Here is a 23960-nt window from a genome sequence, read left to right on the forward strand (position 1 = left end):
TGCAGAACAACAAAACCCTAACTATTTTTTAGCCTTATCTACCATTGCATGGACTTTATCTCTTACATCATCCGCTTTTTCGGCAACATAAAAGGTTCCGTCAGCTACCTTGTCAGCCACTTTTGTTCCGGCGTCCAATACCTTGTCATTTACCGTGTCAATCAAATTAACACTGTCTCCGGTTACTTTCTGAAATGCATGATTTACTTTTTCTTTCACACACTTTCCTTTAGGTGAATGCCAGAAACGATAGACCAGTGCACCAATTACCGAACCTACTCCCAGTCCGATAAGAAAATTAGATTTTCCTCTTTCCATAATGAAGTTTAAGTTTTAAAAGTTAATAAATCAGAGTTCTTCGCTTCTAGGGTGTTTTCTAAACAAGGACAAAATCCATAATAGCAACACAGCACCCACAACCGAAGTTATAAGACTACCCAGAATACCGCCGGCAGCGATACCTAGTAAACCGAATACCCAGCCGCCTAAAAGGCCACCGATAATCCCAACAACCAGATTAATCAAAAGACCGAAGCCTCCTCCTCTCATAATCTTACCGGCCAAAAAACCGGCAACAATTCCAATGATAATGTACCAAATTACACTCATAATTAAAGAATTTAGGTTTATATATAAATTTCAAAAAAGGGTTTACTATTTTCTCCAGTTATAATAAGATTTTCATTTTATTAAAAAACGACTTTTAGTATCATTTAGTTCCAATTCAATCCTATATTTTAACACAAATTTTATATTTATCATATTTTAGCAACATAACGAGCAATATTAAGAATGATTAAAAGCTCAACTTAAACCTCCGCATTCCGCAATATGTTTTACTAAATATAAAACATTAAAAATACCGGAATATGAAAAATTGCGATAATTTATTTCTTACAGGTCAAACCGAGTATGAAAACATACATAAGATGTGTTCGGACGCATACACCAAAGGACGTATGGCAGAAAGGGCACTGGCTATCGAAGCATACAGATTACGTTGTAACAACCTGTTTGGCAACAGATGCATGACCCGCTCCTTATTCGGAACGTTGACCAAAAAAATATGTGACGGGAATTGCTGGTATCTGAATCAATACAAACTAGAATTATACAAACTGGAAACTGATAAATGAAAGGACAGGATAGACACTGTCCTTTCTGAAAGCAAATAATGAAAATACGATGTTTCCGATGTATGAAACATGTTTCAACAAAGCTCAATCAAGTGTCTTTTTCACTTCTTTTTTGGCATTATTATACCCTTCCTTTATTTCCTTTTTAGCTTTATCAGCTCCCTCTTTGACCTGCTCCTTGGTTTCTTTCCAAGCTTCCTTCACACTATCCGCTCCCACTTCCATTTTATCAGAAACTTTATCAAGTGCCCTGTCAACAGACTCCTTTGCATTCTCAATCCGATTGTTAACCTTATCCTGCGTTTTTTTATCTTTGCAAGAAGTTACAGCCAAAGATACAGCGCATATCAACGCCAGAACTGCGAACATTATTTTTCTTGTTTCCATATTCTCTCAAATTAGTTATTTCATAAAATAGAATTAAAAATTCCGGCGAAAGGTATTCCGAACATCTTCCGCCGGAAAAAACTTGAACTTGATTTAAGAATCTAAAGCATTACTTTTTATCCGACTTCTTGCTGGAAGTTGCAGATTTGCTTTCTTCAGCCTGAGTTTCCTTTTTGGAACTCTTTGCTTCCTGTTTTTTTTCAGTTTTCTTATTCATAACACAAAAAATTAAAAGTTAAAAAATAGATTATATGCAGCTATTTATTTTTTGCTGCTTTTTTCTGATTTCTGATAATCACACCACATCAGCTCCTTTTCAGGAGTTGCAGAGAGCACTTCATTGCTGCGTTCGTCAGACAACTGTTTGTCCATTTGGGCGACCTGTTTTTCAGTACGTTCCGTCCCTTCAGGTTTTCTGTCCACCAGTCCGTTTGTCTTTCTCACTTCTTCCAACGAATTGTCGATATACTGCCACTCTTCTTTCAATCGTGAGCTCTGGCCTTCATTCCATGGACCACGGAATTCTTCGCCTTTTGACAGATTAAAGTAAAGGTTGCTATATTTCGGTGAAGTTTGCAACACTGCGGGTGGGAAGTTCGGTTGAATGGTATTCAGAGCTGCCTCAAACTGCTGGAAGTGCGTAACTTCACGAGTCATCAGGAAAATAAGAGTTTCTCTTACTGACGGATCTTCAGTAAACTTCAGCAGATTTTCATAACCAATCTTGGCGCGACATTCGTTCGCCATATTGGACTGAAGGTCTACCGTTAGTTCCGCATTGGCAGATACATAACTTCCGCACCATGGATTTCCATTGCTGTCTGTCAACATCGGACTACCTGGGGCAACCACCACACACTGCGGATTTGTAAACGCTTGCTGGATAAATTCTTCTTTAGCGGACTTGCCATCCATCAGCTTGCGAATTTCCATTGTCTCCGCAGCATCTTTCATCTCACCGTTTACCGGGCCGAGAAGCATCTGTATAGTAGCTCCTACGATTTCGAGATGCGCCAGTTCTTCCGTAGCGATGTCCATCAGCATGTCATACTTATCCGGGAACGGGTTATGACAACTGAAAGCCTGTACAAAATATTGCAGGGCTGAAGTCAATTCTCCATTAGCACCGCCAAATGCCTCAAGCAATATGCGTGCGAAACGCGGATCCGGTCTGGAGACGCGGGCATTGAATTGCAAATCTTTTACATGATAAAACATAATCGATTTTTTTAAGTTAATAATTCAGGTTGATTAAGATGTACATCTATATTTATAACATGTTATTTTATATGTTCACGTACTCTTTTAACGTGAGATCGTCAGAAAAAATATGCCGGATAGCATGAATGCCGTCCGGCATACAATAAGAATCAGAATTTATAACCATAACCTAACATGATAACGACATTGTCATCCTCGGCAAACATAAATTTCGCTTCCGCATTTAAAAAGCTACGTTCCGACAAAGGTAATGTAATACCGCCTCCAAGATTAAAAGCAAACTTGGTCGAGTTACTTCTATCCACCTGAGTGGTTACACCATTGACCTCGACATCCTGCTTTCCATAAAAGTTGTTCTGCATACCGATTCCCGCAAGAGGATAAACGGAGAATCCTTGTCCATCCTTACTGAAATTGAACACATAATGGAAGTTTACATTCACATCCAGTCCCGTTGCTTTGTCTTTCGGAAAAAAGAATGTAAGGTCAGGAGCTATTCTAAGATTATTGGCTATCACATAGCGTCCCTGTGCTTGTAAACCGAATCTCTCGTAATTAGTCTGGTAACCAAGGCTTCCCATTAAAGAACCCTCACCTTTTCTCGTTTGGGCATTCACTCCGAAAGCGGTCATTGCGACCAAAATCAATAATAAAAACTTTTTCATAATCAAGGCATTTAGTTAATAATATATTTCATCTAAAACAAAACTCTCATTTCCTGTTATTCTTCAATAGTACAGATACTTACACGATTCCAGTCCGGTTCGGTAAACATATCGCCCACTCCCTGCCCTTCGGCAGTAACGCGGTCTGCTGCAATCCTGTACTTCTTAACCAGAATTGTCTTTACAGCCTCTGCACGTGCGGCAGCAATTCTGGCGTTCACTTCAACACTACCTTCCGGAGAAGCATATCCTTTTATAATAACTTTCGTTTCCGGATGTTTATTCATATAAGAAGCTACACGTTCCACATTCGGAAGTTGTGAAGCGTCAACGGATGACCTACCTTGTCTGAAAGTAATGATTGATTCCGGAATACGGGCTGTCTTGACTACTGTTTCTACCGGAACTATCTTTGTGCGACAGTCATTCAGTTCCTGTTGCAGTCCGTTGATTCTTTGATTAGCAGTATTCAACTCGTTATCTCTGGTATTCACTTGTCCGCGAAGCGCATTTATGGAAGAATTCAATTCATCAATTTCAGCTTGGTTGTAGACTCTCACTTTATTAAAGTAATGAGTTCCATTGCTCGTTGCAAAGTGATAGGTCAATCCCGCAGTGATTTCAAAAGTAGCATTGTTGGCATTGAAACGGCTTTTTGCCTGATTATAATCCCCCTGCATATCATACACGATAGCAGGCCTGATACCAATCGTCCATGCTTTGGATTCGCCCATATTGAAATTAAAGTTCATTCCGAAACGGGTAGACCATGAGTTTTCGTCACCGTCGCCACTCGCATAATAATGTAGCCACCCCACACCCGCCACTGCTTCAATTTCGAATACACGCGGAGTACCGAGATAAGTGCCGAAAAGATTCATCAGATTCACCTTACCCAATAGACTTACATCAGAAGCATCAAAAGCAGTTTTACTTTGGGTTGTATTCACATACCCCATTCCCTGGAATCCCAAGCCGAAATTAGGAGTCAACTGTTTCGAGAATCCTACTCCAAAAGCGGAACGCATACTTTTAAAGAAAGCACTATGAGTAAGCGGAGTCACTGCACCGGCATTGATTCCCACCGACCAATTATCCGTAAATTTAGTACTTTCAATAACTGTTTGGGCCTTCGCTGAAAATGCGCCCAATACACAAGCTAATAAAATAATAGACTTTTTCATAATCGAATATAATTTAATGTGACGTTTTGTTTATCATCTACACGAAAACAACATATCCTAAAAAAAATTAGTTCGTAAAATGTATTTCACATTAACATATATTTGTTTTTATGAATCGAAAGAATACACCATTTATTGAAAAACAAAATAGATATGCATATTTATTAGATAAGTCTATAAAACAAATCAAGATCAGACAAAAAAAGAGGAGAGTATTATTAATTATCAAACAACACACAGCAAATAGCAAGCACTATTAAAAAGCGACACACATCAATATATAATCATAAGAATTACAAATAGTTACACACACCTCATTCCTCATAAAAAAGCTGTTCACCCTTTAAAAAAACAATTCTTCCACTAATAGCTAAACTGTATAAATAATCAATATACAAACACGACAAAAGCATATTCAGTCACCAACATTCATAAATATGCCTTTTTCGAATCAAAACAACGATCATGTTGCTATAAGAAAATATATAAAATAGAACAATATCAAAATATACAAATCACTAAAAATAACATTTTCCAATTCACATTTGGTATACACCGATGAATGGCAATAGCTGTGTTACGACAGCCAACAATGTATCTTTATTATTTCCCACATTGACGTTTCCCTGTATATGTCCTTTTTCTTGTGACTCACAGCTGCCTAAGGAAACAAGAATAGAGAACGTAACCAATTCGCGTGTTTGAATTTATATATTATACTCTTATTTATCAGTTCATCAATTCCCGCTTACTCCTCTTCTTCCACTAACCAACGGCTCAAGTTACGTTCTTCTTTACTAAACTCCGCACCTATTTTCACCATACGGCAACCATAGGCGGTATAAGGTATGAGATAGCCGCGATTATCAATCTGTGCCAATGCTTCTTCCGCGGTACCATTCAGTTTGAATTCGAAGACGTAAACAGCATTAGCCGTTTTCACCACAGCGTCGGCACGTCCAAGAGCACTTTGCACTTCGGCGTCAACAAACTGCCCCAATAATTTGAAAACGAGATAGAATACCACTTGGTAATGGCGCTCCATTTTATCATTCAACTCGTAGGGGAAATCGGCAAAGAAAGCACGAAGACGGGTGAGAAAAGCCTCGACATCTCCTGCCCTAAGTTCTTTTACAAATTGCCCGATATAGAAGGGAGCTCTCGATTCGTCCAACGAAGTATAAAACGGAGTGATAAAATTAAGGAATCCATATTTCACTTCATCATTAGGGTAACCCAATTTGTAGAGACGTAATTCTGTGTCATATCCTTTGATAGTCAGATAACCGCTTTGATAAATCATCGGCACGGGGTTGTTCACATCGGCACGGTCGTCGGTAAGAGAGGCGGCAATCACTTCCAATCCGTCCAATTCACGCAAGTCATAATGCGTTTTCTTCAGCATTTCAGCCAGAAAGGTGGGGGTACCACTGGCAAACCAGTAGTTCTCAAACATTCCGCTTCGAAGCACGTTCAAGATACTGAACGGATTGTACATGCCTTCCTTACGGAAATAGTTGAAATGGTATCCGTCATACATACGGGTGAGATACACCATGCAGTCTTCTCTCGTCAAACTGTTCCTTTCTGCCAACCATTCCAGTTCCGGGACGAAATTGGCTTCAATTTCCAGGCGGGTCATGCCACAAAGAGCATTGTATTGTGGATCGAAACTTATATCTATCAGTTGGTTGAGAGTACTGAATATACCCATCTGAGCAAATTTGGTAACTCCGGTGATAAAGACGAAACGCAACCATGGGTCAGCATCTTTCAGTACAGTATAGAAAGCAGTAAGCATTTCACGGAATTTGCCTTGCAATTCCGGGTTGTGCATAGAACGAAGCAATGGTTTAATTATCCTGCTTCGTGAAGTTTCAGACAGATGGGAAGTATGCATTCAAAGTCTATTTGTTAGATTTAATCGCCTGGTCATAATGTCAACTATTATCACCACAAATGATAAAGTTCCTACCCTTAAGAAAAAGGTAATACAAAAAAGGCAACAACTTACTACTTAAACATTGATAGAGTTATTAATAAATACTGTGACCGTTTATTATAAACGTCCCCTCCGTTTATTATAAACTTTAAAATCCGGATTTGCGAATTTAGCATCAATAATATGCAACAAAAAAGGTTGCAAACTCTGTAAAGTTTGCAACCTTTGGGGTATATCTGCCGTTCTATCCTTTAGTATAAGCTAAGGGAATGAGCTAAGTTCGTTGTAATATTATACTATTTTCTATCCATTTCATATTCATATTTCGTCTATTTTTTCATTCATTATTCATTGGTTTCATCCTTTTCCAGACTACAAATATACGAAATAAAAAAGCGTTTGTCAAGTCCCGGATAAGTTTTAATTTTATTATTTCAAGGCCCGTCTCAATCTGTTTAATCCTTCTATCAACTGCTGTCGCGGACAAGCGATGTTGATGCGGATAAATCCTTCACCAGCCTCCCCGTACAAGCCGCCCTCGTTCACCCAAAGTTTTTCTTTCTCCAACAAGGTTTTCACTATCTTATCCGATGACTGATTCAGTACTGAACAGTCCACCCAAACCAGATAAGTGCCTTCCAACATCGACACTGGAAATTTAGGAAGACATTCTGCGAAGTATGCCCTCAAATAATTGTAATTGGCGAACAAGTATTGTTTCAGCTCTTCCAACCATTCCTCACTGTCGTTATAGGCTGCCATTAACGCTTCCACCCCGAATGGGTTCACATCACAAACCTCATTGACATTGATTGCTTTATCTATTTTTATCCGTATATCCGTATCAGCGGAAATGATATTGGCAATCTGAAGCCCTGCCAGGTTAAAGGCTTTACTGGGCGAGGTGCAAGTGACGGAATGCATCAAGAATTCTTGTGAGATAGAAGCAAAGGGGATATAGGTGTGTCCCGGAAAGACAAGTTCGCAGTGGATTTCATCTGCTATTACCCACACATTATTTCGGATACAGATGTCACCGATACGGGTAAGTTCCTGTTTTGTCCATACCCTTCCGGCAGGATTATGCGGATTGCATAACAATAGAACCTTTACGCTTGGGTCGGCAGCTTTTTGTTCCAAATCCGCAAAATCTATCTGATAGGTTCCATTTCTATAAATCAGCGGATTGGCAATCATTCCGCATCCGTTATTGCGGATAGAGGAGAAAAAGCAGTTATATACGGGGGTCTGCACCATTACTTTATCTCCGGGGATTGTCAGTGCCTTAATGACAGCAGACAATGCCGGTACTACTCCCGTGGTATAAATAATCCATTCTTTTTCTATCTGCCAGTCATGTCGCCTTGCAAACCAGTTTGTCACCGCCGCGTAGTATGCATCCGGTACACGGACATATCCGAAGATACCATGCTCCGCCCGTTTCCTCAACGCTTCCACAACAGGGGGAGCCGTACGGAAATCCATATCGGCTACCCACATCGGCAATATATCTGCATCTCCGGCAGAATCCCATTTATAGGAGTTCGTACCTCGGCGTGGAATTATTTCATCGAAGTTGTACTTCATATTTCAATCAAAACAAGTCAGTTCGTCCCAAAGTTTCAATTCACAATTTCCTGGTACTTTGAGATTCTCGTCCAGGATGATTGTCCCGAAACTTTCGGCAATAATGCTTCCCGTACGGGGATTCTTCACGCTGTGAACCGGACTCTTAATCGTTGCTTTCACACTACTGTGTTCAAAAGCGAGATCAGCGTCATCGGCCATTGTACAATTTTCCATGACCAGGTCATGCGCATAGCAAAGTGGCTGTGTGCCCGAAATCCTGCAATTCACCAGACGCAAGTTTTTAGAATGCCAGCCTAGATATTCTCCATTCAGTTCGGAATCATAGACAGTTACATTCTCCGTATTCCAGAATGCATCTTTGGAGTTGATAACCGCATTACGGATTTCCACGTTCTTACAGTACTGGAATGAATAGTTTCCGTTTTGAGCGTAGTGCTGGATATTGATATTATCGCTATGTATAAAAAGATAATCCGCCTTGTCTATCTGCACGTTCTTCAAGTCTATATTACGACAAAACCAAAATGTTTCCAAAGCGTTGGGCAACTGTACATTTTCGAGTTTTATCCCGTCCATTTCGCGAAACATCTTCGGGGCTTCTACCAAGGTATCTGCCATTTGCAGACTTTGGGAATACCACAGCGCGGCACGGGCGCCTTCTGTAAAGAGACAGTTCTTCACTATAAATCCATTGGTATGCCAAAAGGGATATTTTCCTTCAAAGCGACAGTTGATTGCTATGATGTTACTACATTCTTTCAGTGCGGATTCACCAGCGTGAATCGTCACATCTTCCAGTTGAAGGTCGTGGGTTGCGAACAGAGGACGTTCGCCTCCGTATTCTTGATTTCTTATTTGTTCCATTAGTTTATTTTTTAGTCTGTTATTTCAAAAGTCACATTTACATTTCCTGTTATCACAAGAAAACTACTTATTTCTTCAGATACTCCTTGAAGAAAGATTCCAGTTTGCTGAATGGTATAAGGCTTACACGGTCGTAAAGGTCTACGTGTCCTGCACCGGGCACTATATACAGTTCTTTAGGCTCGGCAGCCAGTCGATAGGCATCCTCACTGAATTCACGCGAATGGGCATTTTCTCCGGTAATGAAAAGCATGGGACGGGGCGAAATCGTTTCAATATCTGCGAAAGGATAGAAATTCATAAATTTCACGTTACTTGAAAGGGTTGGATGAGTTGTTGTCAAAGGAGTTGCTCCTTCTGGTGTGAATTCTCCTCTTTGTGTACGGTAGAATTCATAAAATTCACGTTCTATCGGGCCGGATTTTTCTGTCAGTTCGTGCACTGTACCACCTGTATATTTTGTTTCTCCACCTAGGAATTCAACATAACGCTGCTCTGCCGCTTCCGCCATAATTTGTTTTCTCTGCTCCAGAGTCAATGAGTGCTTCAATCCGTTACGGCTGGCAGTACCCATATTATACATGCTGATTGTTGCAATGGCTTTGAGACGAGGGTCTATTTTTGCCGCACTGATAGCGAAACTTCCACTGCCGCAAATACCGATTACACCAATTAGATTCCGGTCGACAAACGGACGTGTACCGAGAAAATCTACCGCAGCGCTAAAGTCTTCCGCATAAACTTCCGGCAGAACGGCATTACGCGGCTCACCTTCGCTCCCACCCCAAAAAGAAAGGTCTATGGAGAGTGTGACAAAACCCCGCTCCGCCATTTTAGTTGCGTAAAGGTTCGCACTCTGTTCCTTGACTGCTCCCATAGGGTGTCCGACAATGATTGCAGGGTATCTGTCTCCTTCTTTCATGTTCTTAGGCAGAAACAGATTTCCGGCTACCTTCATTTTATACTGGTTGGAAAAAGAAACTTTCTCCACACTTACCAAATCACTTTTATAAAAGTTATCTGCATCTGTCTGTGCAGAAGAAAAATTAGTTCCGAGCATCATAATAAATACAGCTGTTAATAATAAAATCCGTTTCATATCTCTTGCGTTTTAATAATTAAATAATTGATTATCTATTTTCTACGTTGCAAAAATAGGGTGAAATAAAGAGACTGTTTGTAGATGAATTACTGACATTATTACCCGAATTACAGATTCTGTTTTTATCAATCTGCTATAATATCTATTCTAACCTATTTAAGGAATGAAGTAAGTATCAAAACCAGAGAAGCCAAAGTCAAACTTCCTGCTTTTGCGAACGCCAAGTTTATTAGGAGAAGTAACTAAAGAATCATTAAACAAAATAAGAAAAGTCGAAACTAAAAACCAATATATATTATCTACTATTTTTAGGTTTATCATCAGTCACATTTTCCAAGGTCGGTAATATAGGTAAAATAATCCGTAATCTATATACAAACCGAATCTAAAATCAGCAGTATCTTTGCAGTGTGATAAAAGCAATAGGTATAAACGTAAAAAAACAAATTGATATGTATTTAGAAAATATTTACTCTCCGGCAGACGTAAAGAAGTTATCGTTTCAAGAACTCAACGATTTAAGTAATGAAATCCGTGCATCACTCCTGCAAAAGTTGAGTGAACACGGCGGGCATTTCGGACCTAATTTTGGAATGGTGGAAGCGACTATCGCTTTACATTATGTATTCAATTCACCGGAAGATAAGATTGTTTTTGATGTATCGCATCAGAGTTATGTGCATAAGATGCTGACCGGACGGAAAGATGCTTTCCTCTATCCGGCAGAGTATGACAACGTATCCGGTTATTCCGAGCCACATGAAAGTAAGCATGATTTTTTTGTTATCGGTCACACTTCCACTTCCGTCAGCCTGGCTAGCGGATTGGCGAAAGGACGCGACCTGACCGGCGGTAATGAGAATATCATAGCCGTGATAGGCGACGGATCTTTAAGTGGCGGCGAAGCATTCGAAGGATTGGACTATGTGGCGGAGCTTGGTACAAACATGATTATTATTGTCAACGACAATCAAATGTCTATTGCCGAGAATCACGGTGGTCTTTACAAGAACCTGAAAGATTTGCGTGACAGCAACGGTCAGTGCGAATGTAATTTCTTCAAGGCTATGGGATTGGATTATATGTACGTGAACGACGGCAATAATGTGGAAGCATTGGTTGAGGCTTTCTCTAAAGTGAAAGATATTCAGCATCCGATAGTAGTACATATTAATACCCTGAAAGGCAAAGGGTATGAACGCGCAGAACTGGACAAAGAGACTTACCATTGGCGTACTCCGTTCAATATAGAAACCGGAGAATCCAAGTTTGGCGAAACTGCGGAAGATTATAGCGAAGTAACCGCTCAATATCTGCTGAAAAAAATGAAAGAAGACAAGCGGGTGGTAACAATTACTTCGGGTACTCCTGCCGTTCTCGGGTTTACTCCCGACCGTCGTCAGGAAGCCGGCAAGCAGTTTGTTGATGTCGGTATTGCCGAAGAACATGCAGTGGCACTTGCTTCCGGTATTGCCGCTAATGGGGGAAAGCCTGTTTATGGGGTATATAGCACATTTATCCAACGATCTTACGACCAGCTATCGCAAGACCTCTGCATCAATAATAATCCGGCAGTCCTCTTGGTATTTTGGGGAACATTATCCGGTATGAATGATGTAACTCATCTCTGTTTCTTCGATATTCCGCTTATCAGTAATATTCCGAATATGGTCTATTTAGCGCCAACCTGTAAAGAGGAATATCTTGCCATGCTGGAATGGGGTATCCGTCAGAATGAACACCCGGTGGCTATCCGTGTGCCCGCAACAGATGTGATTAGCTGTGGCGAGTCTGTGGAATCCGATTACAGCGTTCTCAATCGTTATAAAGTCGCTCATCGCGGTTCGAAAGTAGCTATCCTTGCGTTAGGTTCGTTCTTCGGATTAGGACAGTCGGTGCTGTCATTGCTGAAAGAAAAGGCAGGTATTGATGCAACGCTTATCAATCCCCGATATATCACCGGCATTGACAATGAGCTAATGGAAGAGCTGAAAGCCGACCACCAACTAGTGATTACATTGGAAGACGGTGTGTTGGACGGTGGTTTCGGTGAAAAGATTGCCCGTTATTACGGTACCAGTGATATGAAAGTCCTTAATTATGGAGCGAAGAAAGAATTCGTAGACCGGTACGACATACAAGAGTTACTTCGTGCCAATCATCTGACAGATGAACTGATTGTAGAAGATATAAGAAAGATTATCGGTTAAAGAAGTCCTAACCAGTTCATTATATATTCATGTAGGTTGATGCACTTCCGTAACGGGGGATATGCATCAACCTACTTCTATTTACTATCTATTCTGACTGTCTATCTCTTTAAGCAATTCGTCAACAGCCGTTTTCAGTTGCATATCTTCCCCTTTCACTACCGTTTCAGGGCTATTGGCAACCTTAATATCAGGCTCTAACTGGCTATTTTCCAGATAACTTCCATCCGGCAGACGATAACCGATAATAGGAATACCGAATACCAGTGAAGGGTCTTGCAATGTTTCCCAAGATACGCTTGTCATTGTTCCCGGCACAGGCATACCGACCAGTTTGCCTATCTTCTGGTGTTTGTACACCCAAGGCGTACCGTGCGCATTGGAATAGTTAGCTTCACACTGCAACATGATAGAAGGTTTATTCCAGCGACGGCTCGGCATATCACAGGCTTCGCGTCCGCGTACTACCTGCGTAAAGTATTTCTGACCGCTGAAAAGTATCTCGATATCTTCGTGCAGACGACCGCCGCCATTGAAACGGGTATCAATCACAATTCCGTCACAGTTGTTATATTTACCCAAAATATCCGAGTAAACAGTACGGAAACTTCCGTCGCCCATGGACTGGATATGTACATACCCCAACCGGCCGTTCGACCATTTCTCAACATCGGCAGCACGTTGTTTTACCCAACGTTTATATAACAAACCGTTGAGTCTTCCGCTAGTGATAGGCATTACCACTTCTTCCCAACGCTCCTTATTCTGCGGATTATACAACGAAACCAGGGTTTTCTTTCCGGCTTTATTATTCAGTAAAGCAGTAATATCCTTATCCGGAGCCAGTTCCTCACCGTTAATCTTTTCAATAATGCAGCCTGCTTTTACTTTTGTACGGGAATGGTCGAACGGGCCTTTCTCGATTACCTCAGCGATTTTCATTCCTTTTTCCTGGTAATTCCAATCGAACAACAAGCCCAGATTAGAAGTTACATCTCCCCCGCCTCTCGGAGAATAACGTCCTCCTGTATGCGAAACATTCAGTTCGCCCAACCATTCGCTCAATAATTCCGCAAAGTCGTAGTTGTTGTCAATATGAGGCAGGAACTTGCGGTAAGCAGCCGTCATAGCATCCCAATCGACCCCATGCATAGTAAGATTGTAGAAGCGTTTTTGATGTTGCTTGTACACATGGTCGAACATTGCTTCACGCTCGGCAGCCAAGTCCATTTTCATTTCAGCCTGATAACTGATTGATTTCAATGCATCCGACTTCGCATCCATTTTCTGCATCATCCGGCTTCCCAACAAGAAAATGTCCCCTTTCTTATCCAACATCAATGATGCCCAACCGGTATTGAGTTTGTGCAAACGTTTTGTGTCTTTTTCACGAAGATTCATTTTCCAAAGGTCATAGCCGCCTTCGAAAGCTGAGAAGTAATAAAGATTCTCTCCGTCTTTTGAGAGTATGGCACTGCCTAAATCGGAAGAGTTGGGAGTCAGACGGACGATACGGTCTTCAATGCCGTTAAGCTCTACTACTATATCTTTCTTGTCTGCTTTATCTTCGGATGACTTGTCCTCATCAGCTTCATCCTTTTTGGACTTATTTACATCTTTCTTCTTGTCACCGTCTTTCGCTTTCTTCTGTTCCTTTTCTAATTCTTTAAGCAGTTCGAAGTCTTCCTTACTTAAGCGATAGCGGTCATAAGCATCCTGATTCAAGAATACCAGCATCACATCCTGTTGTGAACCCCAAGAAGCATGCGCACGCATACCGTAACGTTCAGTTTGGAAAAGAATAGCGTTTCCGTCCAGTACCCAACGCGGAGAACCGCTAATATATCCGCTGTTAGTCAAGTTGGTAATAGTACCGCCTTGTGCGCTGACAATACCTATATCCGAATAAGGATCATGGCGATTGCCAATAAATTCAAGAGTAAACCATTTGCCGTCCGGCGACCATTCATAGTCGAATCCGCCTCCGGTATTATACCATGTAGAACCGTCCGTCACTTGACGAACTTTCTTCGTCTTTAAGTCAAGTACCATTAAGCGGTTACGGTCTTCGATAAAAGCCAGCTCCTTACCGTCCGGAGAATATTGCGGATAAGCACGTTCCACTGTTTTTGAAGGAAGCAAGACTTCTTCCTCGATAAGAGTTGCATTAGGGAAATTGGCTTCTTCCTTACGGGCTATTTTGGCGGTGTAAAGTTGCCAGTTACCCGTCCTTTCACTGGCATAGACCAGCGTCCGGTTATCCGGGGCAAAGGACACAGCGGCTTCTTTTCCCGGAGTATTCGTGATTTGCTTTGTTGTAGTGTAATCCGTCGAAGTGACAAAGACATCACCACGCACAATGAAAGCAACCTGTTTGCCGTCCGGAGATACGGAAGCGGAAGTAGCGCCCTGAGAAAATTTGAGGGAAGCAATCTCCTTTTCATCATCCCGGACAAGTTCGACGTTTACTTTCTTCGGACGGGCATTGGCTTCCTGTGTATAAAGCTCTCCGTCATAGGTATAACACAATGTACCTTTATCACTGATTGACAAGAAACGTACCGGATGCGTACGGAATGTAGTTATCGTTTTTACCTCTTGAGGCACATTCGACGTTTGCGAAGTATTCAGTGAAAAGTTATAAACATTGAATGAGCCGCCGTTGCGCTCGCTAAGAAAATAGACAGAATTGCCGTCGGGCGCATACACCGGATTGCGGTCTTCCCCTTCCCGGTTCGTTAGATTGGTATGTTTTCCCGATTGTGTGTTATACAGCCAAATATCTCTGGTTATAGAAGAAGTATGGTGTTTTCTCCATTCATCTTCGAAGCCTTTACGGTCTTGATAAAGAAAGTTTTTCCCCGATTTATCAAAGCAAACCCATTCGGCAGGAGTAGCGAGTACTTGCTCGGTACGTCCTCCGCCAGCAGGTACTTTATACAATTCCGTCATTGCTCCGGTAGGAAACAAAGCGCTACCTGCGGGGTCTTGAATAGATGCGGAGAAAAGTACAAACTTTCCGTCCGGAGTAAAAGCCGAAGGAATCTCCGAAGCGGAATGATAAGTCAGCCTTTGGGCGGTTCCGCCGTCAGCAGGCATGATAAAGAGGTCGAAATTCCCATTCCGGTCGCTGGCAAATGCAATTTGTTTTCCGTCGGGCGACCAAACGGGGTTAGCTTCATAAGATGCTTGTGTTGTCAACTGAACGGCTGTCCCACCCTGTGCGGGGACTTTGTAAATATCGCCTTTATAACAAAAGACAATCTCCGTTCCATTCGGTGAAATACGTGCGTCACGCATCCACAAAGGAGTAATGGCATAGCTGGACAATGCGGTCAATGCCAGTGCTAAAGAAGTTATTAGTTTCTTCATATCAAATTATTATATATATTTTATTTCAACAAATCAGTTTGAATTAGTTTTCCCGTGTAATTATAGAATACCCTGTCACCAAAGTCTTTGTAGAAGAAAGCATATTTATCTACTCCTGTACAATGGCAGACACCAATCTGACGCGGCAGATATTCTTTCAGATAATCTGCAATGATCTGATATTTCCGTTCTTCTGCGTTATGAATATGAAAACCGCCTAACAGTAAGTTACAAGGAGATTCGGGAAATGCCGCACGGACTGTTCGCAGGATATTTGTAATTCCTCGATGAGAACAGGCGCTCAATACAGAAAAACCGTCCGGCTCTACCAACACTACCGCCAATTCATCCTGAAAAGTATCCGGTATATGGCAACCATCTTCTTTCTGAACCCGAAAGCGTTCGAAATGGGTATCCTCACGGTCGATAATATCAATAGAGGGAAAGAGAAATACGCCGGGAAGCAGTTCGGTCTGTTCTTCGATAAAACGGAAACGGGAAAGGTCGAAAGTCTGCGTATGCTTCATTCCATTTTCGCGTTCATCCTTAAATTTTGGAGAGAAGGCTTCGCGTTTGCAGACAACTGTTGCTTGTTTGTTTAGCTCCAAGAAATGACGCAGACCTCCCGTGTGGTCACTGTGCCCGTGGGATAATATCAGATAATCGACTTTCTGCAAGTCAATATGCAGCAGGCGGGCATTACGGATAAACAAATCGGACGCTCCTGTATCGAAGAGCAATCTATGTTCCGATGTCTCAATATATAGAGAAAGACCGTGCTCTGCCTGCAATTTACATCCATAAACACAATTCTCTACAAGAGTCGTTATTGTATAGCCCATAATGCTTAGTTATTAAACGAATCATACAAAATAAAAAGTTCTGCCACAAAATTATAATAATTCTGTGGCAGAACAAGCAATCCAGTCAATTAAAATTCTTGACTTTTCAATCTATTCGATTGAAATATCATTTTTATGCTTCAAAAGGTCACATAAGATAGCGTCACTATCCGGTCGTCATAGCGTCACTATCTTGTTGTTATAGCGTCACTATCCTGCAAGCATAGCGTCACTATAATAAGCCGGTGACAGTTATACCATTTTTCCCATGTTGTAGGCTTCCTGCATGTATGGAGTATCTTTAATCTCCCCTACCTTCCAGGCGCCGATTCCATAGACCGTTCCTTTTTCCTGTGGCCCTTCCAGACAATCGAGGAAGCCACGGAAACCGTCTATTGTACGTTCCATCATTGCCTTATTATCCTCTGCCGCCGCAATAATGAAATAAAACTCCTTGTTCGTTATCTCCGTATAACGTGCGCAGCAACGGTCAATCATAATCTTCATCTGACCGCACATTGTATAGAAATACACGGGAGTCGCCATTACAATCACATCGGCAGCAATCATCTTCTCCACGATTTCCGCCGCATCATCCTTCTGCGGACAAGGCTTTCCGTACATACTGCAAACACTGCATCCCGTACAAGGATGAACCGTTTTGTCTTTCAATACAATCTTTTCCACTTCATTGCCCGCTTCGAGAGCACCTTTCATAAATTCATCACAAAGCAAATCCGAATTGCCGCCTTTCCGCGGACTGGACGAAATTATCAGAACTTTTTTAGCCATAACTTTACTTTATTAGTTTTATCTTTTAGAATGATTCAGTCTTTTCACTCTGCAAAAATAGGCAATTTATAACATAGCGAATGTATATAAATTACAGAGAGATGTACCTTAATTACAGATTACCAGACATTCCTGTGAATCCTATCCCCTACCCGGATTTCTTTCTGCTTACAAATATGTGCATTCTCCGCTGCATAGCCGATAGCGAGGAAACAGGTGAACTCATATCCGTCAGGAGCATTGACGAGATGTTTCACATACTCCGGTTCGTTGCCAATAGGAATACGGAATGCACACGCCAGTCCTTCCGCCGTTGCTGCTAACAGGATATTCTCAACGGCTGCCCATGCAGAAGCGAAATAGTTAAGTGAACTTTGGTCGGCAGGTTGGCACAGAGGAAAATCCTTTTGCCGAAAAAATGGAAGTACGAGACAATTACTTTGCATAAGCATACGTTGTTGTTTGGGCAACGCATCGACAAACATGGCGTGTTCATCCTTATCCATCAGGTCGGCAGCAGCATCAAGCCCTGTCTGCTGAATGTTCTTGGTGTTTTCCGCCACAGGCGATATGAGTCGGGCAATGTTTTCCTGCCCTCTCACGACAATAAACTCAAACTGCCGCAAATGGTCATTAGTCGGAGCTTTGAATGCGGCCGACAATACTTTTTCCAACACTTCATCCGTCACCTTCTTATCGGAAAAGTCGCGAATAGTTCTTCTATTCTCTAGAACTTGATAGAAATCCATAACAATACATTTTTAAGAGTTATACTTATTGTTTTCGGCAGCAAAGTTACCCGGCTTTCTTGTCATATATTTGTGGTATCATCTTAGAGATTTGTCGTATATTTGCATACAAGTCATTTTAAGCATTACTTTTATGGAAGATACCGCCATTCCTTATGAATTGCCCGAAGTGGAGAATCACTCTTTTTTCTTTATAGACCAACGAGTGACAACAAGTATCGAAGCCAAACTGCATCGGCATGATGCATGGGAGTTGTATTATGTTGTCCATGGATATGGCAAACGAATGGCAGGCGACACATTGCAACCTTTCGCAGCAGGCGACGTGGCGTTAATACCACCGTCCATGCTACACCACTGGGAATATTCACCGGATTCGGCAGACGATGACGGGTATGTCCGTTATTTAATGGTAGCTTTCAGTCATTCGCTTGTAGAACGGTGTATGGCAGTATTTCCCGAACTGCGTAATCGTCTGACGGGCATTACATTCCCGACGAACGCACTGAAATTCGGTACTGGAAGTTCACAAACCATTCGTCGGATATTGTCACAAATGAACGATATGGACGAGTTGGGACGCCTATGCGAAATGTTTCGTCTGCTACCTGCCATATTTACTTCATCCGACCATACCTTTGCCGGAAAGCCCATGAATATTGAACGTGACGTGAGACGTATGCAGCAAATCTGTGTTTATGTAATGACTCACTATATCCATACCATATCTTTGGATGATATTGCCGCAGAAGTAGGCATGAACCGCTCTGCTTTCTGTTCCTACTTCAAACGTTGCAAAGGAATGACCTTCTCGCAGTATGTAACCCAATATCGCTTAAATACAGCCTGCGAACTTCTTAAACATTCACAAAAGCAAGTATCCGAAATTTGTTTTACGGTCGGTTTTAATGATTTGCCCCATTTCGTCCGAGTTTTCAAAAATACCTTGGGAATGTCTCCGTCCAAATACAGAAGACGATTTCAATAGTCATCTCTTTCTCCAAAGACAATTTTATATCCTAACCATTTAATGCCATTTCTCCCTTTTTATTCGTTTATTACAGAGATTTTCCGTAATTCTGGAATGAATTTCTTATCTCCTTATTATAAAGGCTTTGGGTGAAGTACCCGATTTTAAGGTAATGAGTTGGCAACCGTGCTTATTGCTGCGCTCTGCTGCATATTACTTTAGTAACCCGTTTTATTTACAAAAATACTAAAAACAAATCAAACTGCCGAATATAATTCGCTATATTTGCACGATATAATTGCATCTAAAGAATGAAACTGAATAGAATAAAGGCTGTTTTATCCGAAAAAGGTATCTCTCAGACATGGTTAGCGAAGCGTCTTGATAAGAGTTTCAGTATGGTTAATGCCTATGCTTGCAATAGGATTCAGCCTAATTTGGATACTTTACAACAGATTGCAGAGATATTGCAGGTAGATTTAAAGGATTTGATAACCGATAAAAAAGAAAGGTTGTAATAGAATTTATTAGTCTGGAAGTTTTAGATATATTCGCAATCTATTGTAGTTGTGTCGATAAACTTCCGATAATATACAATATTAAGAATATGACTCCTGAAGAAAAAGCAAGAATAAAGATAGACCAATGGTTTGCTGATGCAGGTTGGGAAGTAGTCAACAGGGATGATTATGAACCTACTTGTACGGCAGTCGCTATAAGAGAAGGTTTATTGAAAGGGAATCTTGAAGCTGATTATTTCCTTTTCATTAACGGGAAAGCAGTAGGAATACTTGAAGCTAAGCGAGAAGAAACCGATGCTTTCGCTTCAGAAGTATGCGAGCAAGCAGCCCTATATGCAAGAAGTGTCCCAAAAGTCTATCAGGCATATCAAAAGCCTTTGCCTTTTATCTTTACATCGAATGGCAAAGATTTATATTTCTGCGATTTCCGCGAGCAAGATTCATATTTCAGGCAGATAATGGCAATTCCTACGCCACATGAGTTGGTTAAGAAACTGGGAATTGAAGATACGTTTGCCGGACTCCCTACATTGAAAAGGAAAGGGCTTCGTGATTGCCAATATGAGGCGGTAACTGAACTTGAAAAGAGTTTCCGTAGCGGGCAAAATCGGGCGTTGATGGTGCTTGCCACCGGAGCAGGCAAAACATTTACGGCTTGTATGGCAGCTTACAGGATGCTTTCTTATACTCCGATGCGTAGGGTCTTGTTTCTTGTTGACCGAAATAATCTTGGGAAACAGGCGGAGGGTGAATTTGGAACTTTTCGCTTGACGGAGAACGGAGATGCTTTCAATGCCATCTTTACGGTCAATCGCCTTCGCTCTTCTTCCATCCCTGCTGATAGTAACGTGGTTATTTCGACAATACAACGCCTGTTCTCCTTTTTGAAAGGAGAAGATATTGGGGATAATGAGGATGATGACGAGAACGAACTTATAGAAGAAATATCCTTGCCACCCAATCCCAACTTACCACATGACTACTTTGATATGATTATCATAGACGAGTGCCACCGCTCCATTTATGGAAACTGGCGCAAGGTGTTGGAGTATTTCGATACGGCAAGATTGGTAGGTCTGACCGCAACACCTATTCCCGAAACAATGGCATTCTTCAACAATAACTGCATTGTCAACTATACATTGGAAAAGAGTATTGTGGATGGCGTGAATGTGGATTGCCGGGTATATAGAATAAAAACGCAAGTCACAGAAACGGGTGGGGCTATCTTGGAGGGTGAAAAACTTAAAGAAGAAACAAGATATACAGGTGAGGTCAAGACTGTAAATAGTAAGGAAACCAAAACCTACACTCCTAAAGAACTGAATCGGAGTGTCATTAATCCGGCACAGATAAAGTTAATCCTTTCCACCTATCGGAATGTAGTCTATACAGAATTGTTTAATGACCCGCAGCGTGAGCCGAATATGGACTATTTGCCCAAAACCTTGATATTCGCCCTCAATGATGCTCACGCTACCAATATCGTACAGATAGCTAAAGAGGTGTTTGGGCGGACTGATGACCGCTTTGCTCAGAAAATCACCTATTCGGCAGGTGACAGCAACGAACTGATACGTCAATTCCGTAACGACCCTGACTTCCGTATGGCCGTGACCTGCACGTTGGTTGCCACAGGAACAGATGTGAAACCGCTGGAAGTGGTCATGTTCATGCGTGATGTGGAGTCATTGCCGTTGTATATTCAGATGAAAGGACGCGGAGTGCGTACCATTGGTGATGAACAACTTCGCAATGTCACCCCGAACGCGTTCAGTAAAGATTGTTTTTATTTGGTGGATGCGGTAGGCGTGACGGAACATGCGCAAACGGTGGCACCTATAGATGATGGTCCAACAACAAAGACGATTACGCTAAAGGAGCTGTTAGAACGTATTAGTCATAGCTATATTCCTGACGGGTATCTCAAACGGCTTGCGGCAACGCTTGCCCGGATATACTACAAGGCGGATGATTCGCAACGGAAAGAGTTTGCCCGTCTGTCTCATGATGACATGAAGGAACTTTCCGCCAGAATATACGATGCGCTGGAAAAAGGCATTCTTCCCCCGTTTGTCAGCACAGATAATCCTAATAATGAACGTAAGGGGTTGGTCGCTCCGCTTGCCAACCATGCGGATGCACGGCGATATCTGCTTATTCTTGCCGCAGGATTCGTCAATACATTGATGCCGGGTGAAGATACGCTTATCTCCAAAGGGTTTTCAATTGAGGAAGCAAAAAGTACGACAGAAGCTTTCGAGGAATTTTGCAAAGAACACAGCGATGAAATAGAAGCACTACGCATTATATATAATAATGAAGGAACGCCCATCACCTATCCTATGTTAAAGGATTTGGAAAACAAACTGAAAATGACAAACAACCATTTCACTTCCAAACAACTTTGGAATTCATACGCCATAGTCAATCCTAAAGCGGTAAGGCGTTCCACTACCAAAGAAGAGAGCGATGCTTTGACAAATATTATACAGCTGGTTCGCTTTGCTTTCCACCAAATCGAACGATTGGATAGCATAGTCACCACTTCCAAACAGTTTTTCAATCTTTGGTTAGGACAAAACCAGCGTGAAATAACCGACAAACAGCGAGAGGTTATCAGTCGCATTGTGGATTATATTGCTTCTAACGGAGCTTGTACAGTCAGAGATATTCGTGAGGACGACGCAACCCAAGCGGCTCAAATGATTCGGGCGTTTGGGGATATGCGGAAAGCGGACGAGGCATTGAACTCATTATATAATTTTGTAATATTAAAAAAGACAGCATAGAATTATGACATCACAATATTTAAGTAAACTATCTAGGGAAGAAAGAAATAGCCTTATAAAAGAATTATGGACTATTCAGAAAGGAAAATGCTTTATTTCTGGTAAAGATATTGATTTGGATTTGCATAAAGAACAATTGGATATTGACCACATTATTCCCTTGCAGAACAATGGAAGAGATTCAAAAGAAAATTTCGCATTGACCTTTTCCTCTGCAAATCGTTCTAAGCAAGCCGCCGATTTAAATCTAGCAAGGGTAATTTGTCATTATTATGATATTGTTAATCTCTTGCAGCGTACAGAGAATAGGAATCCTAATTTATCAGATATTCTTAGCGATGTTGATGGTTCTAAATATGAATTGTCTTTAAAAAGAAATGATAATTTTATTCATTTTACATTCTCTGAGATAGGGAATGTTGATATTCAAATGTTACCCATATATAAGGATAAGTTAAGTGGCTTAGATTATTTTTTTACATTACTTCCTATAGAATATGTTTATCATGATGATTTTATAAATCCAAGAACAATAGGGGCAAACATATCTAAATTACTTGCTGAATTCTACCAAGGTAATCCTCAATTACATGTATCATTAGGTTGGGTAAATATTGATGATAATGGTCATTCTCAAATTAAAATATTTGATGGACAGCATAAGGCAGCTGCACAGGTGTTGTTAGGTGTAAGGCAAATCCCTGTTCGTGTATTTATAAATCCAGATAAAGATAAATTGATAGAAACAAATTTCAGAGCCGGCACTACATTAAAACAAGTAGCATTCGATAAATCTATTCAAAGACACTTGGGTAATGCTTTATATCGAGACAGAGTTGAACATTTTCAGAATAAAACAGAACGTAAAGAAGATGATTTCTCATTTTCAGAAAATGATTTGATTAATTTTTATAAAGGTGAATCTCGTGAAATGAAGAGATACATTCTAGATTCTATTAAAGATTCAATTACACATAATCCTGATAATAAGCTTAAAGAGTTTATTGACATGGGTGGTCGTGCTAAAGAAAAACCGCTATCATATTCAACAGTAGAAAAAACATTCTATTCTTTTTTTATTTATAATCAAGCCTTAGGAACAAGAATTGATGCTAAGCTAGAAGAAGGCTTAAATCCTAGAGAATTGGAAAAATCTCAAATTGTTAAACTCATGAATATAATAGCCGACCGTATTTTAATAGGAAAATATGATTTTGACATAGGAACGTATAGAATAGAGAATCGATTACAACAAGGAGAGAATATTCCATGGGAGCATATCATTGCATACAGAATGATGAAAGAAGAAATTCTATATGCTTGGCTTGGATACATCTCAAAAGTTATCAATACCTATTTTGTAAATACTGGACAGATAGTTGATGATGATAAGTTATTTGAGTCAGAATTTAGTTCAGCCCTTTGGAATAATATCGATAATTTTGTTCAAAATTTATATAATCTTCCAATGTGGAAGAATAAAGAGTTTTCTCAAACAATTTTTGGAGGTAAACAGAATTACACATTTTGGAAAACGATATTTCAAACAGGTGAATCTCAACATGGAGAGAAAATTCTTGTTGCGCCTCTCAATCTTATAGAAATGATTAAACCTGTATAA

Annotated in this window: 19 protein-coding genes and 2 pseudogenes; 6 read left to right on the forward strand and 15 right to left on the reverse strand. The window is 40.9% G+C overall.

All coding sequences use genetic code 11. The annotated features are described in order from the left end of the window. Positions 1 to 21: 21 nt before the first annotated feature. Positions 22 to 318 carry a YtxH domain-containing protein gene (locus tag CGC64_RS15230; RefSeq protein ID WP_005678086.1) on the reverse strand — a complete coding sequence of 99 codons (297 nt, stop codon included), beginning with the start codon at positions 316 to 318 and terminating at the stop codon, positions 22 to 24. 30 nt (positions 319 to 348) lie between these two features. Then, complete coding sequence (locus CGC64_RS15235; RefSeq protein ID WP_005678085.1) at positions 349 to 609, reverse strand: GlsB/YeaQ/YmgE family stress response membrane protein; 261 nt, start codon at positions 607 to 609, stop codon at positions 349 to 351. A gap of 260 nt (positions 610 to 869) precedes the next feature. Between CGC64_RS15235 and CGC64_RS15240 the strand changes: the two genes are divergently transcribed. Beyond that, the gene (locus CGC64_RS15240) at positions 870 to 1136 is read left to right on the forward strand and encodes a hypothetical protein (RefSeq protein WP_005678084.1); all 267 of its coding nucleotides are present in this window, start codon (positions 870 to 872) and stop codon (positions 1134 to 1136) included. An 84-nt stretch (positions 1137 to 1220) separates the two neighbouring features. Here the strand turns inward: CGC64_RS15240 and CGC64_RS15245 are convergent, their stop codons facing one another. The 9 genes and pseudogenes from CGC64_RS15245 to CGC64_RS15285 form a co-directional block, all read right to left on the reverse strand. Then, positions 1221 to 1523, reverse strand: coding sequence for a hypothetical protein (locus CGC64_RS15245; RefSeq protein WP_005678083.1), 303 nt, complete (start codon positions 1521 to 1523; stop codon positions 1221 to 1223). 261 nt (positions 1524 to 1784) lie between these two features. Next, a complete protein-coding gene (locus CGC64_RS15250; protein WP_005678080.1) occupies positions 1785 to 2741 on the reverse strand; it encodes a manganese catalase family protein in 957 nt (318 codons plus the stop codon). 152 nt (positions 2742 to 2893) lie between these two features. After that, on the reverse strand, positions 2894 to 3409 hold the full coding sequence (locus CGC64_RS15255; protein ID WP_005678078.1) for a hypothetical protein: 516 nt from the start codon (positions 3407 to 3409) through the stop codon (positions 2894 to 2896). A gap of 56 nt (positions 3410 to 3465) precedes the next feature. Next, positions 3466 to 4593 (reverse strand): OmpA family protein, encoded by a 1128-nt coding sequence (locus CGC64_RS15260; RefSeq protein ID WP_005678077.1) that lies wholly within the window; start codon positions 4591 to 4593, stop codon positions 3466 to 3468. A gap of 539 nt (positions 4594 to 5132) precedes the next feature. Beyond that, positions 5133 to 5300 (reverse strand): annotated as a pseudogene (locus CGC64_RS15265) (carboxymuconolactone decarboxylase family protein); the annotation flags it as partial. Between the two features lie 41 nt (positions 5301 to 5341). After that, positions 5342 to 6448, reverse strand: a pseudogene (locus CGC64_RS15270) (PD-(D/E)XK nuclease domain-containing protein); the annotation flags it as partial. Positions 6449 to 6964: 516 nt separating this feature from the next. Then, positions 6965 to 8122: a MalY/PatB family protein gene (locus CGC64_RS15275; protein WP_005678074.1), complete on the reverse strand. Its 1158-nt coding sequence runs from the start codon at positions 8120 to 8122 to the stop codon at positions 6965 to 6967. 3 nt (positions 8123 to 8125) lie between these two features. Then, positions 8126 to 8989, reverse strand: a complete 864-nt coding sequence (locus tag CGC64_RS15280) for a DUF3737 family protein (protein WP_005678073.1) — start codon at positions 8987 to 8989, stop codon at positions 8126 to 8128. Positions 8990 to 9056: 67 nt separating this feature from the next. Next, on the reverse strand, positions 9057 to 10088 hold the full coding sequence (locus CGC64_RS15285) for an alpha/beta hydrolase (protein WP_005678072.1): 1032 nt from the start codon (positions 10086 to 10088) through the stop codon (positions 9057 to 9059). A gap of 455 nt (positions 10089 to 10543) precedes the next feature. On the opposite strand from CGC64_RS15285, the gene CGC64_RS15290 reads away from it, so the two are divergent. Further along, complete coding sequence (locus tag CGC64_RS15290; protein ID WP_005678071.1) at positions 10544 to 12301, forward strand: 1-deoxy-D-xylulose-5-phosphate synthase; 1758 nt, start codon at positions 10544 to 10546, stop codon at positions 12299 to 12301. 84 nt (positions 12302 to 12385) lie between these two features. On the opposite strand, the gene CGC64_RS15295 is transcribed toward CGC64_RS15290, so the two are convergent. The 4 genes from CGC64_RS15295 to CGC64_RS15310 all read right to left on the reverse strand — a co-directional run bounded on the left by CGC64_RS15295 (position 12386) and on the right by CGC64_RS15310 (position 18056). Next, a complete protein-coding gene (locus tag CGC64_RS15295; protein ID WP_005678070.1) occupies positions 12386 to 15673 on the reverse strand; it encodes a S41 family peptidase in 3288 nt (1095 codons plus the stop codon). 20 nt (positions 15674 to 15693) lie between these two features. Beyond that, positions 15694 to 16515 carry an MBL fold metallo-hydrolase gene (locus CGC64_RS15300; RefSeq protein WP_005678068.1) on the reverse strand — a complete coding sequence of 274 codons (822 nt, stop codon included), beginning with the start codon at positions 16513 to 16515 and terminating at the stop codon, positions 15694 to 15696. Positions 16516 to 16767: 252 nt separating this feature from the next. After that, positions 16768 to 17307: a flavodoxin family protein gene (locus CGC64_RS15305; protein WP_005678067.1), complete on the reverse strand. Its 540-nt coding sequence runs from the start codon at positions 17305 to 17307 to the stop codon at positions 16768 to 16770. 119 nt (positions 17308 to 17426) lie between these two features. Continuing rightward, positions 17427 to 18056: a nitroreductase family protein gene (locus CGC64_RS15310; protein WP_005678065.1), complete on the reverse strand. Its 630-nt coding sequence runs from the start codon at positions 18054 to 18056 to the stop codon at positions 17427 to 17429. A gap of 133 nt (positions 18057 to 18189) precedes the next feature. On the opposite strand from CGC64_RS15310, the gene CGC64_RS15315 reads away from it, so the two are divergent. The 4 genes from CGC64_RS15315 to CGC64_RS15330 all read left to right on the forward strand — a co-directional run bounded on the left by CGC64_RS15315 (position 18190) and on the right by CGC64_RS15330 (position 23960). Next, on the forward strand, positions 18190 to 19044 hold the full coding sequence (locus tag CGC64_RS15315; protein ID WP_005678064.1) for an AraC family transcriptional regulator: 855 nt from the start codon (positions 18190 to 18192) through the stop codon (positions 19042 to 19044). Between the two features lie 293 nt (positions 19045 to 19337). Further along, entirely contained in the window at positions 19338 to 19544 is a 207-nt protein-coding gene (locus CGC64_RS15320) for a helix-turn-helix domain-containing protein (RefSeq protein WP_005678062.1), read from the forward strand. Between the two features lie 89 nt (positions 19545 to 19633). Beyond that, complete coding sequence (locus tag CGC64_RS15325) at positions 19634 to 22339, forward strand: type I restriction endonuclease subunit R (RefSeq protein ID WP_005678061.1); 2706 nt, start codon at positions 19634 to 19636, stop codon at positions 22337 to 22339. 4 nt (positions 22340 to 22343) lie between these two features. Continuing rightward, positions 22344 to 23960 carry an HNH endonuclease domain-containing protein gene (locus tag CGC64_RS15330; RefSeq protein ID WP_005678060.1) on the forward strand — a complete coding sequence of 539 codons (1617 nt, stop codon included), beginning with the start codon at positions 22344 to 22346 and terminating at the stop codon, positions 23958 to 23960.

Origin of the sequence: Bacteroides caccae (assembly GCF_002222615.2) — a bacterium.
Lineage (GTDB): Bacteria > Bacteroidota > Bacteroidia > Bacteroidales > Bacteroidaceae > Bacteroides > Bacteroides caccae.